Origin of the sequence: Streptomyces humi, assembly GCF_001005085.2 — a bacterium.
GTDB classification, from domain to species: domain Bacteria; phylum Actinomycetota; class Actinomycetes; order Streptomycetales; family Streptomycetaceae; genus Streptomyces; species Streptomyces humi.
Genome location: NZ_LBMU02000056.1, coordinates 34,929 through 46,718, shown reverse-complemented (window position 1 = coordinate 46,718; position 11,790 = coordinate 34,929). Strand labels below are relative to the sequence as shown.

The following is an 11,790-nucleotide window of genomic DNA, read 5'->3' as shown; positions in this document are numbered from 1 at the left end:
GCCCTCCCGGGCCACCCAACAACTTACGGAGGGAGCATGAGTGCCGTGAGCACCCCACCCGGCCCCCCCTCCGCGCCCGCCCGCCGGGACGCCGAGGCCACCAAGGCGGCCATCCTGAAGGCCGCCCGCCACCTCCTCGCCCGGCACGCGCACGCCGACATCACCCTCAAGGACGTCGCCGACCGCGCCGGAGTCAGCGCACCGCTGGTCCTCAAGTACTTCGGCAACAAGGAGAGCCTCTTCGCCCGCGTGATGTCCTTCGACACGGACGCGGCCGCCCTCCTCGCCGCACCCCTGGACGACCTCGGCCGGCACATGGTCCGGCACGTCCTGGAGAGCCAGCGCGACCGCGGTGCCGACCCGCTGCTGCGGATCGTGTTCGCGCCGCTGCACGGCGACCACGGCGACGTGCTGCGCGCCAACTTCCGCGCGCACGTGGTCGACTCCCTCGCCGCCCGGCTGACCGGCCCCGACCCCGACTTGCGCGCCGAACTCGCGGTCGCCCAGCTCATCGGCCTGGGCGTCATGTACGGCATCGCCCGCGGCCCCCGCCTGCGCGACGCCACGATCACCGACATCGCCGACCGCTACGGACCGGCCGTCCAGACCCAGCTGACGCCCTAGCCCGGGGTCCGCGTCACGAGGAGGCGGTCCAGGAACCCGTTGCCGTACACCCGGTGCGGGTCCAGCCGGTCCAGGGTCGTCACCGCCGCGTCCCACGCCTCGTCCCCGAACGACGCCGGAATCCTCCCGTCCAGCACCTCCGGGTCGCTCCACGCGGCGGACCCGGTGTAGGCCCACCCCTTCGACCACTCCACCCGGGTCCCCTCGAACCTGTCGAACAGGAACCTCTCCAGCTCCCGCAGGAACGCGTGCGCGTACGGCGTCCCCGGCAGCGTCAGCACGTCCAGCCACACCGCCGTGTCCGCCCCCGCCACCGGCCGCAGCGCGGACAGCGACACCGTCCGGGCGCCGTCCACCCCGGCGTCGGACGGCTCGTCCAGCCCGGTCACACGGATCTCCACCGACCCGTTGACCGGGAACCGTCCGGACGCGGCGTACGCGTCGAGCCGTTCCCGGTAGAACGCCGTGAACTCGTGCACCACGCGCTGCACCTCGGACCGCCGGACCGGCACCGCGTACCCGTTCGCGTCGACCCGCAGGGTGGTCGGCCTGATGTACAGCTGGGTGTTCTTCGCCGGTCCCCACAGGTCCGCGGACAGGGTCGTCGTCAACCCGGCCGTCGCCACGTCCAGTTGCGCGTTGCCCAGCACCGGCGCCAGATACCAGGCCGCGTCGGACACCATCCGCCCCACCAGGTCGGCGACCACGGTCGGCACGTTGTCGGAGAAGGGGTAGTTGTACGGTGAGGTGACGTGCCGTGACGTGAGCGGCTTCGTGGGGGCGACGCTCCACTCCTTCAGCCACGGGTACTCGGTGAAGGCGAACCAGATCGCCTCCACCCGCCCGGACCGCGTCAGGAAGCCGTCCAGGGTCCGGCCGCTCGAACCGGGCGCCGCGAACAGTTCGGCGGCCGGGATGTCGGTCCGGCTCAGGCACCGCAGACTGCTGTTCGCCCCGACCCGGAGCACCACCTCGGTCACCAGGGCACGCCCCAGGTGGGCGAGGAGCGCGGCGCAGTCCGCCTCGTCGCGCCGGAACGTCCGCAGGACGTACGCTCCGGCGCTCCCGTCCCACACCACCGCCGTCAGCGACAGCACCAGGTTGCTCAGCGAGCCGTAGGTGTGCCCGGCCGGCGGCTCCTCGCCGGCGGCCGGTACGGCGGTGCCGTGCGCGTCGACGGCCAGCGCGCCGCCGAGCGTGAGGTCGCCGGGCGCGGGGGTCGCGGTGAGCCCGAGGCCGTGGCCCTCCAGGAAGGTGAGCAGCGCCTCCAGGGTGACACCGGTCCCGGCCCGCACCCGCGACCCCGATTCCAGGGAGAGCCCGGTGAGGTGGGTCGAGGTGTCGACGAGCAGCACTTCGTCGGCTGCCGCCGTGCCCTCCGTGACGGTCAGCGGCGACCAGCCGTGCGAGGAACCGCGGGCGCGGACCCGTCGGCCGTTGCGCCAGGCCCAGTCGACGACCGCGAGCACCTGGCCGGCGTCGGCCGGGGCGCACGCCCACAGCCCGTCCACGGTGATCTCACCCGCCCAGTTGCGGTACGCCGAGCGGTACAGCGCCACCTCCGCGGGGAAGCCGGGCGGTTCGGCGGCGGCCACGGCGGGATCGGCGGCCGCCAGGACCGGCGCCGGCGACAGGGCGGCCAGCGCGGCGGCGGACCTCAGGACGTCGCGACGGCTCCAGCCGTCCGGGACAGGGAAGTTGTTCACTGAACGATCGGTCACGCCGACAAGCTAGGGCCGGGTTGACGGCTTCTCGATTCCTGTCGAACACAATCACCCGTGTGAGTGAAGGGTTCACAGGTGGGCGGGCCCGGACCGGCCGCTGACACCGTTGTCGGCGGCGGGTGACAGACTGACGCCATGGACGAACGCGCAATCGACAGGTCGGGGCAGTGGGCATCGGTCGTCGGCCTCGGCACATGGCAGCTGGGCGCCGACTGGGGTGAGGTGGACGACAAGGAGGCACTGGCCGTCCTGGAGGCGGCGGCCGAGTCGGGGGTGACCTTCTTCGACACCGCGGACGTGTACGGCGACGGGCGCAGCGAGCAGACCATCGCGACCTTCCTGCGCACCAGGCAGGACCTGCACGTCCTGGTGGCCACCAAGATGGGCCGCCGGGTCGACCAGATCCCGGAGAACTACGTCCTGGACAACTTCCGCGCGTGGAACGACCGGTCCCGCCGCAACCTGGGCGTCGACCGGCTCGACCTCGTCCAGCTGCACTGCCCGCCCACCCCGGTCTACTCCACCGACGAGGTGTTCGACGCCCTCGACACCCTGGTCGAGGAGGAGCGCATCGCGGCCTACGGCGTCAGCGTCGAGACCTGCGCCGAGGCCCTGACCGCGATCGCCCGCCCGGGCGTGGCCAGCGTGCAGATCATCCTCAACCCGTTCCGCATGAAGCCCCTGCGCGAGGTGCTGCCGGCCGCCCGGGAGGCCGGCGTCGGCATCATCGCGCGGGTGCCGCTCGCCTCCGGTCTGCTGTCCGGCAAGTACACCAAGGACACCGTCTTCGCGGCCGACGACCACCGCACCTACAACCGGCACGGCGAGGCGTTCGACCAGGGCGAGACCTTCTCCGGCGTCGACTACGCCACGGGCGTGGAGGCCGCCGCCGAGTTCGCCGCCCTCGCCCCCGAGGGGTACACCCCGGCCCAGCTCGCCCTGCGCTGGATCATCGAGCAGCCCGGCGTCACCACGGTGATCCCCGGCGCCCGCAACCCCGAGCAGGCCCGCGCCAACGCGGCCGCCGCCAAGCTCCCGCAGCTGCCCGCCGGCACCGTCACCGCCATCCGCGAGCTGTACGACCGCCGGATCAAGGACCAGGTGGAGAGCCGCTGGTAGCGGCCGCCGGCACCGGGAGCGGCGCCGTGCCGCTCCTGGTCCGGGCTGTTTGAGGATTCACTCGCACGGTTACCCGCAAGCCATGACCACGCAGGAGACCCGCACCGGCCGCGACGAGACCGAGGAGGAGCGCGCCGACCGGATGTGGGGCGAGCTCATCCAGGAGGTGCGCGTCGCCCAGACCGGTGTGCAGATCCTCTTCGGTTTCCTGCTCACCGTGGTCTTCCAGCAGAAGTACGCCCAGCTGGCCGACGTCGACAAGACCATCTACGTCGTCACGGTGATCCTGGGCGCCTCGGCCACCGGCGCCCTCATCGGCCCGGTCTCCCTGCACCGACTGGTGGCCGGCCGCAAGGTCAAGCCGCAGGCCGTGCGGCTGGCGTCCCGGCTGACCTCGATCGGCCTCTTCCTGCTGCTGGCCACCATGACCGCCTCCCTGGTGCTGATCCTGCGGGTGGCCACCGGCGGCGGCGGTATCACCTGGGTGGTCGGGATCGTCGTGGCCTGGTACCTGCTGTGCTGGTACGCCCTGCCGCTGTGGTCCCGGCGCCGTCACACGACCCGCTGAGCCGCCTCCAGGGCCCGCAGCTGCCGGTCGTGCACCCTGCTGAGCAGCAGCACCGACAGGGTCGCCCCGACCAGCGCGCAGAACATGTCCCACTGGGTGTCCCAGACGTCGCCCTGGGTGGCCAGGAAGGCGTCCGCGCCGTGTCCGCCGATCTCGGCCGCCAGCCACTCCAGCAGCTCGAAGATGGCGCTGAAAGCGAGGCACGCGCACACCGTGAGCGGGGCCAGCCAGCGGCTGTCGCGCAGCGGGGAGGTACGGCTGAGCAGCTCCCTGACCAGGACCGCGGGCACGAAACCCTGCATGAGGTGGCCGAAGCGGTCGTACGGATTGCGGTCCAGGCCGAAGGTGTCGCGCACCCAGTCGCCCGCCGGGACCTCGGCGTAGGTGTAGTGACCGCCGACGGCGAGCACCAGCGCGTGCGCCGCGAGCAGCCCGGCCAGCAGGCCCGTCAGCGGGAAGCGCCGCCAGGTCAGCACCACCAGCGGAAGGCCGACGAGCACCCACACGGTCTCCAGGAACCAGGTCGTACGGTCCCGTGCGCCCCACGCCGAGACGGCCATGCCCGCCACCACGACCCCGGCGAGCAGGGCGGGCGGCACACGGCGTGGCACGCGGTGCGGAACGGGGCGCGGGTCGGGGTGCACTGCGGTCATGACGGGCTCCTTGTCGTGGGAGCCCCATCGTGTCCGTGGCGCCCTGACGCCACATGAGTACGGCTACTCAGCCGGTGGCGAGGATCTCCGCGAGTACGTCGTCCACCCGGACCACTTCCCGGCCGGGCGGCACCGCCATGTACGTGTCGCTCAGGAACGCGGCCAGGGCGGGCGCCCACACGAACACCACCGCGTGGTGGCGCTCACCGCCGGGCAGCGGGTCGCCGAGGAAGTCCATCCGCACTTCCCTCCAGCGCCCCTGCCGTTCGGGGCGCAGCCGGATGTCCCCGATGCCGACCGGTTCTCTCAGGCCGTCGTTCAGCATCTCGCGGTCCAGCCGCCACCGGGCGAGCACCCGGCCGTCCAGGGTGAACACCGCGGTGACGGCGAACGGGTCGTCCGCGTCGTAGGAGAGGTGGGCGAGGACGGGACAGCGGCCCGTCCCGTCCGTCCGCAGCTGTACCACCAGGGTCCTGTGCACGATGGGGTTCACGCGAGTGGCCTCCGAGAACGATCGGCTTGGTGCCCTCTAGTACCCCTCTCACGGGAAAAACGCTCAATCCCGAGCGGAATTGCCCTTCGCGCCGCGCAGCGCGGCCAGGCAGGACCCGATGGCCTGCTGGAGTTCCTCCAGCCGCTGGAGCATGTCGTCCTCGTAGTAGTCCTGGGCGTCGTCGAAGGTCAGCTCCTCGAACGCCCTGGTCGCCTTTTGCAGGCTGCTGTAGAACTTGGTGCGCTTCTCCTGGACGCGCAGGTCGGGATCGGCCTCCACCGCCTCCACGACGAGGTTCTTCAGGGTGTCGTAGGCCTCGGTCGCCCACTCGCCGGTGTCCTCGTCGTCGTCCAGTTCGTCGAGGAGGGACAGATGGCGCTCGGCCTCCTGGCGCAGCTCGGCCGGGGCGTCGACGGTCTGTCCGGCCGGGGTCTTGATCTGGCCGGACTCGGCGATCTGCCGGACGTAGCCGATGCGGTCGGCGGAACGGCTCTCGGTGGCCACGGCCTTCTTCAGGTCGGCGGTGCGGACCACGTCCCGGGCCAGCACGGTCCCCAGGTCCGGGTCCTCCTTGATGCGGTCCAGCAGCGCCGAGCGGGCGGCATGCGCGGTGGAGGGGTCGGCGAGGATCGCGGCGCGCAGCGCGGTGGGGTTCTCGGCGACCTCCAGGGCCTTGGTGGGCCGGATGCCCTCGGCCGCGGCGGCCTCGGCGATGGCGGCGCCGCGCTCGGAGCCGGCGCTGCTGCGGGCGACGTAGTAGTTCAACCACACGTCGGAGTCGGGAAGCTCGACCTGCTGGCCGGGCGCGAGCGCGTCGAAGTGCGGGACCAGGCCGTCGTCGGCGGCCCGGTCCCAGGCCTTGTAGTAACGCATGACCCGCTCCGGGGAGCAGCCGGCCAGCTCGGCGAACTCCTTCGCCGACACCTTCGGCGTCTCCTCCGCGCCCTGCCCGCCCGGCCGCACGCTGCGGGCCACCATCAGCCCGAACGTCCATCCACCGGTGCGCACGTAGGCGCCGAACTCCCGCGCGTCCCGCGCGACGAGGTCGGAGAGGGGGGCCGGGGACGCGCTGGACGTCTCGGACGGGTCGATCGCCAGGGTCACGGGGAACACTCCTGAGGGCTGCCGGACTGCACGGACACGGTCCGCCAGCCTATCGACCCGCCGACCGTGGCCGGGCGCGCCGGGCGGCGCGGGCGGGTCGCGTCGGGCGGCGCGGGCGGGTCGCGTCGGGAAGGGCCCGGCGGCCGGAATGCCAGGAACCACGGGCCCGCGCCGGACACCGCGGGTGGGAACCGCGGGCCGGCGCCGGACACCGCCGGCGGGTGCCGGGTGCCGGGTGCCGGGTGCCGGGTGCCGGGTGCCGCCCGGCGTGCGGGGAGGGGCTCGGCGGCCGCTCTGCTACGTGCGGAACGTGGTCAGGAACGTCTTCGTCGCCAGTTCGTCCGCGGCGTCGTTCCAGTCGGCGGCGGGTGTCGTGATGCGCAGGGAGTAGCTGCGGCCGCCGCCCAGCAGGAAGCCGCGGCCGAGGGTGTGCAGCCGGTCGGCGCCGGTGCCGGACAGCCACTCCATGTCCGCCGCCTTGTACCCCTGGTAGGTGGTCGCGGTGATCTCGCCGATCCGCTGGTAGCCGTCCAGCCGCTCCAGCTGCGGCTCCACGTCCTGCCGCCAGACGGCGACCGGGTCGGGGCCCGCCTGCGTGCTGTAGGTGACCGCCAGGGTCCGCGGGTCGTCGCCGCCCGGTCCGAAGGTGACCCGGTAGGCCTGGTCCTGTGCCCGCGCGGTCTCCAGCCGCTTCCAGCCGGTCGGCAGCGCCACGGAGAAGCCCTCCGGGGCGGTGTACCGGTGGAAGCCCGCCGGGAGCGCGCCGGCGGTCGCCGAGGCGGAGGACGACGGGCTGGGGCGGGCCGGTGCCGACGTCCTCGGCGGAGAGGGGGACGCGCTCGGCGCGTTGCCGTCCGTGCGGTTGCCGGGGCCCGGGCCGGGGCCGGTGGCGGTGGCGGTGGCCGAGGCACTGGGCGCCGATCCCGACGAGGAGGTGCCCGGCAGGCCCTGGGTCGCGGCCAGCACCGCCACCGACACGGTCACCACGGCCAGCGCGGTCCCGCCGATCATGGTGGTCCTGCTCCATCCCGAGGCCCGGGCGGCCACGTAGGCGCCGCGCAGCCGCGGGACCGGGGCGGGCTGCCCGACCGCGTCGGGATCCTCGTCGAGGACGCGCGTCAGCGCGTCGCGGACCAACGGACGGCTCAGCCGCTCCCGGGAGTTCTTCCGCAGCAGCCCCTGGACGACCTGGGTGAGCGGCCCGGCCCGCAGCGGGGTGCGCAACGGCAGCCGGTCCACACCCTTCAGGGTGGCGTCGGCGCGGCCGCGGTCCCGGAACGGCGGCCGCCCCTCGACCATCGTGTAGAGGATCGCGCCGAGCGCCCACAGGTCGGCGGCCGGTCCGATGCGTTCGTCCCGGGCCTGCTCCGGGGAGGCGTACGCCGGGGCGGTGACCCGCGGGGCCAGCGTCGCGCCCGCCAGGCCGAACCCGGTGATCACCACCGGGCCCTTGTCACGGACGAAGATCTGGCCGGGGCTGAGCTCGCCGTGGGTGTAGCCGTCGCTGTGCGCGGCCTCCAGCACGTCGAGCACCTCCAGGGCGATCCGGGCGGCCTGGACGTGGTCGAACGCGGACTGCCGGACGAGGAGGGCGCTGAGCGGCGTGCCGTCGATCAGCTCCGTCACCGTCCACAGCGTGCCGGCCTCCTCGAAGGCGTCGATCACCATGGCGACCCGGCCGGGCCGCAGCGCGCTCATCACCTCGGACGAGCGCAGGATGCGGGCGGTGGTCCGGCGCACGGTGTCCGCGGTCGGCGGCTCGGGCAGCACGACCTGGGTCACCAGCCGCGGCCGCTCGGCCTGTATGTCCTCCGCGTACCAGCTGATGCGGTTCGGCTCGCGGTCGGCGACCTCGAGGAGCCGGTACCTACCCGCGACCAACTCTTGTGCGGAGACATGCGCCTTGACCATCGTCATCCCTCGCTGGAACCCCTGCCTCGTCTTGCCCAGAGGTACGGGGGACGCGCCCCGGTTTGTTCAAAGGATCTGCAACTCCGGCCCCGTTCTTGCCTTTTATTCAAACGGCGGCACGGGCGGGGAACTTGGGGAAAACAGTGAATGGCCGGGCCTCGACCTGCGGGTAACCGACGGTAAAAGCCCGGCTGCGATCCGCTTCTCAGCCCAGTCCGAAACGGTCCGTCCACTCGGCGATCTCCCGGTGCGTCACGTTGCCCCCGCACACCACGAGGCCGATCCGCGCGCCGTCCCCGACCCGCTCCAGCACCTGCCGGGCGGCCGGCAGCAGGCACCCGGCGGCCGGTTCCGTCCACACCTTGGCGTGCTCGGCGAACTCCAGACTGCCGCGTACCGCCTCCCGGTCCGGCACCACCAGGACCTCCCGCACCAGCGCCGCCGTGTGGTCGTACGTCAGCCGGGACACGGCCGGCGCGCTCAGCGTCGTCACGATCGACGACCCCGTCACCGGCACCGGTCCGCCCGCCGCCAGCGCCTCGGACATCGCCTGCGCGCCCTCCGTCTCCACGCCCCACACCCGCACGTCCGGACGCCGGGCGCGCAGTGCCGCCGCGACTCCCGCGATCAGCCCCCCGCCGCCGATGCTGACCACCACGTCGGTGAGGTCGTCCGCGTCCTCGTCGAACTCGAGGCCCAGCGTGCCCTGCCCGGCGATCACCACCGGGTCGTCGAACGGGTGCACCAGGGTGAGCCCTTCGTCCCGCAACACGTTCACCAGCTCGAACGCAGAGGTCATCCCGTCCGTCAGCCGCACCGACGCCCCGGCCGCCTCGACCAGCGCGATCGAGCGGGCGGGCGCGGTACGGGGCATGACCACCGTCGCCTTCACATGGAGGGCCGCCGCCATCACCGCGAGGGCGATGCCGTGGTTGCCGCCGCTGACGGCGACCACGCCGGCCGCCCGCTCGGCCCCGCTCAGCGACAGCAGTTTCGCGGTGGCGCCGCGCGCCTTGAACGAGCCGGTGCGCTGGAGGAGTTCGAGTTTGGCGGTGACGGGGGCGCCGAGCAGCTCCGACAGACCGGGACTGGGCACGGTGGGCGTGCGGACGACGTGCCCGGCGATCTGCTGTGCGGCGGCTTCGATGTCCGAGATGCCGATCAAGGCGGTTCACCCTTCCGGCGCGGGGGCGGAAGTCCGCGCCGTCCGCACCCTGACCCGGCCGGGCATGCCGGGTCAACCCGGATTCACAGGTCCCGGCGCACCAGGAAGTCCAGCAGGTCACGCAGGTCCGCGGAGGCGAGCGGCAGCCCGGCGAGCAGGGCCTCGGCCCGCGCGGTGTGCCGGCGCGCCTCGGTGAGCGCGGCCGTGCGCCCGCCCGCCTCCTCGATCAGCGCCGCCGCCTGCTCGGCGCACCCGGGCGTGTCGAGGAGGCCGGCCAGCCGGGGCCCGGCCGGGGTGGCGAGCGCGGCCAGGACGGGATACGTCTTCTTGCGCTCCCGCAGATCGCCGTGCACGGGCTTGCCGGTGACGGCCGGGTCGCCCCAGATCCCCAGGACGTCGTCGGCCAGCTGGAACGCCACGCCCAGATGCCGGCCGGCCCGGTCCAGCGCCCCCACCATCGGCTCGGGCGCCCCGCCGAGACCGGCGCCCAGCGCGACGGCGCACCCCAGCAGCGCGCCGGTCTTGTGCCCGGCCATCACCCGGTACTCCCGCGCCGACACCCCGGTCCACGGCCGCGTCGCGAACAGCAGGTCGTCGGCCTGCCCCCGCACCAGGTCCGCCAGCGCCTCCGACAGCAGCCGGACCGCACCGGGGGAGTCGGCCACGGTCCGTACGGCCAGCGCGAACAGGGCGTCACCCGCCAGCACCGCGGGCCCGGTGCCGTAGGCCCGCCACACCGCGGGCCGGGACCGGCGGGTGGGGTCGCCGTCCATGATGTCGTCGTGCAGCAGCGAGAAGGCGTGCACCAGCTCCACCGCCACCGCCGCCGGGACCCCGCGCCGCGCGGGTGCGCCGGCCGCCTCGGCGCCGAGCACCGCGAGTGCCTGCCGGACCCCCTTGCCGCCCGGGGCGTCGACGGGGGCCCCGCCGACCTCGCACCAGCCGAAGGAGTACGCGGCCATCTCGCCGACCCAGGGGTGCAGCCGTCCCACCGCGGCCCGGAGCGCGGGCCGCACCAGGTCCCGGCAGCGGGCGAGGACCTGCGGGGGAGTGCTGACGGGCGCGGGCGCGGTCATCGCACCGCCTCCGCGCCGATGCCGAACTCTGTCTCCGCGCCGACACCGAACTCTGTCTCCGCGCCGACGCCGAACTCCGTCTCCGCGCCGACACCGAACTCCGCCTCCGCGCCGACGCCGAACTCCGTCTCCGCGCCGACGCCGAACTCCGTCTCCGCGCCGACACCGAACTCCGCCTGGGCCCGGGCCACCATCTCCCGGGTGTGCCGCAGCCCGGCACGCTCCAGCATCTCCGCGAGGTCGGCGAGTTCGGCCGCCGTCTCGGCCCGGTCGCGGCCCAGCCGGGCCAGCGCCTTGGCGAGCCCGAGCCGGGACAGCGCCTCGCCGCGCGGCTCGCCCATCGCCCGGAACTCGGACAGCGCCAGTTCGTACATCGCCCTGGCCTCGGTGTGACGCCCGGCCCGGTACAGGACGTTGCCGCGCATCTTGTGGTTGTAGGCCAGCGCGCTCGACAGGTCCATCGCCCGGCAGGACACCTCGGCCTCGGACAGCAGTGCCAGCGCCCGCTCGGTGTCGCCGTCGCGCACCGACACGATGTCCGCGAGTCCGCGCAGCGCCCAGGCGTGCCCGCGCCGGTCCTCGGCCCGCCCGGCGGTTTCCGCCGCCTCCTCGAACAACGCGTACGCCGTGTCGTACGAACCGGTGTTGCGGTGCATCTGCGCGATGCCCTCCAGCGCCCACACCGTGTGCCGTGCCTCGCCGCGCCGCCGGGCCTCGGCCAGCAACTGCTCGTGCAGCCGTCCGACGGCCTCGTAGTCGCCCTGGATCCGGCCGGTCTCGGCGAGCCCGGCGAGGGAGTAGCCGCGTGCCACGACGTCCCCGCCCCGCTCGGCGAGTTCGGCCGCCAGTGCCAGCAGCCGCCGGGCCAGCGGGAACGCCCCGCGCTGCCGGGCCAGGGTGCCGCCGCTCCACAGCGCCCACGCCATCGCCGCCGTCTCCCCGGCCGCCCGGGCGGTGCGGTAGCTCGCCTTCCAGGCCCGGTCGGCGTCCGCCACCCGGCCGAGCCGCCGGTGCGCCTCCGCCACGGCCAGCTGGCAGCGCGCCTGCTCGTCGCGCCGTCCGGACCGCTCCGCCGCCCGCAGTTGCTCGATGCCCGCCGCCAGCACGTCCACCAGCGACGAGTTCACGGACAGGGAGGTCAACGCGCCCTGGTACTCAGGGGCGAATGCCTTGCCGTACATGCGTGCCTCTCTACGCCGACGCGTATGCACGCCGTGTATGCCTGCCGTCTCTACACGGCATGTATACATGATGTGTATAGTGCGCCCGAATTTTGCCCTGGCCGCGGGGACCAGGGCTTCGCTCTCGTGCATCAGGACGCCGGTGGAACCGCCGGGGTTGCCCGTGTGGCGG

Annotated in this window: 11 protein-coding genes; 3 read left to right on the top strand and 8 right to left on the bottom strand. The window is 73.8% G+C overall.

What is annotated here, in order from left to right; all coding sequences use genetic code 11:
• Positions 1–36: 36 nt before the first annotated feature.
• Positions 37–624, top strand: coding sequence for a TetR/AcrR family transcriptional regulator (locus tag AAW13_RS25165; protein WP_046727443.1), 588 nt, complete (start codon positions 37–39; stop codon positions 622–624).
• Here the strand turns inward: AAW13_RS25165 and AAW13_RS25160 are convergent.
• Complete coding sequence (locus AAW13_RS25160) at positions 621–2,345, bottom strand: cholesterol oxidase substrate-binding domain-containing protein (protein ID WP_107483402.1); 1,725 nt, start codon at positions 2,343–2,345, stop codon at positions 621–623. The genes AAW13_RS25165 and AAW13_RS25160 overlap by 4 nt on opposite strands.
• A 138-nt stretch (positions 2,346–2,483) precedes the next feature.
• On the opposite strand from AAW13_RS25160, the gene AAW13_RS25155 reads away from it, so the two are divergent.
• Together AAW13_RS25155 and AAW13_RS25150 are read left to right on the top strand one after the other, a co-directional pair.
• Entirely contained in the window at positions 2,484–3,467 is a 984-nt protein-coding gene (locus tag AAW13_RS25155; RefSeq protein WP_046727445.1) for an aldo/keto reductase, read from the top strand.
• A gap of 82 nt (positions 3,468–3,549) precedes the next feature.
• Positions 3,550–4,035 (top strand): DUF6328 family protein, encoded by a 486-nt coding sequence (locus AAW13_RS25150; protein ID WP_046727446.1) that lies wholly within the window; start codon positions 3,550–3,552, stop codon positions 4,033–4,035.
• On the opposite strand, the gene AAW13_RS25145 is transcribed toward AAW13_RS25150, so the two are convergent.
• The 7 genes from AAW13_RS25145 to AAW13_RS25115 all read right to left on the bottom strand — a co-directional run bounded on the left by AAW13_RS25145 (position 4,020) and on the right by AAW13_RS25115 (position 11,618).
• Entirely contained in the window at positions 4,020–4,688 is a 669-nt protein-coding gene (locus AAW13_RS25145) for a DUF2238 domain-containing protein (protein ID WP_206306277.1), read from the bottom strand. The genes AAW13_RS25150 and AAW13_RS25145 overlap by 16 nt on opposite strands.
• Positions 4,689–4,755: 67 nt before the next feature.
• A complete protein-coding gene (locus AAW13_RS25140; protein WP_046727447.1) occupies positions 4,756–5,181 on the bottom strand; it encodes an SsgA family sporulation/cell division regulator in 426 nt (141 codons plus the stop codon).
• A 63-nt stretch (positions 5,182–5,244) separates the two neighbouring features.
• Positions 5,245–6,285 (bottom strand): hypothetical protein, encoded by a 1,041-nt coding sequence (locus AAW13_RS25135; protein ID WP_046727448.1) that lies wholly within the window; start codon positions 6,283–6,285, stop codon positions 5,245–5,247.
• A gap of 297 nt (positions 6,286–6,582) precedes the next feature.
• Complete coding sequence (locus AAW13_RS25130) at positions 6,583–8,202, bottom strand: serine/threonine protein kinase (protein WP_046727449.1); 1,620 nt, start codon at positions 8,200–8,202, stop codon at positions 6,583–6,585.
• A 199-nt stretch (positions 8,203–8,401) separates the two neighbouring features.
• On the bottom strand, positions 8,402–9,361 hold the full coding sequence (locus tag AAW13_RS25125; RefSeq protein ID WP_046727450.1) for a threonine ammonia-lyase: 960 nt from the start codon (positions 9,359–9,361) through the stop codon (positions 8,402–8,404).
• A gap of 83 nt (positions 9,362–9,444) precedes the next feature.
• Positions 9,445–10,437: a polyprenyl synthetase family protein gene (locus AAW13_RS25120; RefSeq protein ID WP_071659680.1), complete on the bottom strand. Its 993-nt coding sequence runs from the start codon at positions 10,435–10,437 to the stop codon at positions 9,445–9,447.
• On the bottom strand, positions 10,434–11,618 hold the full coding sequence (locus AAW13_RS25115; protein WP_079178958.1) for a tetratricopeptide repeat protein: 1,185 nt from the start codon (positions 11,616–11,618) through the stop codon (positions 10,434–10,436). Before AAW13_RS25115 ends, AAW13_RS25120 begins: the two co-directional genes overlap by 4 nt.
• Positions 11,619–11,790: the final 172 nt, after the last annotated feature.

Bases quoted from the DNA above. Each gene is read 5' to 3' on its own strand.
- AAW13_RS25165 (WP_046727443.1), top strand. From the start codon at position 37: ATGAGTGCCGTGAGCACCCCACCCGGCCCCCCCTCCGCGCCCGCCCGC.
- AAW13_RS25155 (WP_046727445.1), top strand. From the start codon at position 2,484: ATGGACGAACGCGCAATCGACAGGTCGGGGCAGTGGGCATCGGTCGTC.
- AAW13_RS25150 (WP_046727446.1), top strand. From the start codon at position 3,550: ATGACCACGCAGGAGACCCGCACCGGCCGCGACGAGACCGAGGAGGAG.
- AAW13_RS25145 (WP_206306277.1), bottom strand. From the start codon at position 4,688: ATGACCGCAGTGCACCCCGACCCGCGCCCCGTTCCGCACCGCGTGCCA.
- AAW13_RS25130 (WP_046727449.1), bottom strand. From the start codon at position 8,202: ATGACGATGGTCAAGGCGCATGTCTCCGCACAAGAGTTGGTCGCGGGT.
- AAW13_RS25120 (WP_071659680.1), bottom strand. From the start codon at position 10,437: ATGACCGCGCCCGCGCCCGTCAGCACTCCCCCGCAGGTCCTCGCCCGC.
- AAW13_RS25115 (WP_079178958.1), bottom strand. From the start codon at position 11,618: ATGTACGGCAAGGCATTCGCCCCTGAGTACCAGGGCGCGTTGACCTCC.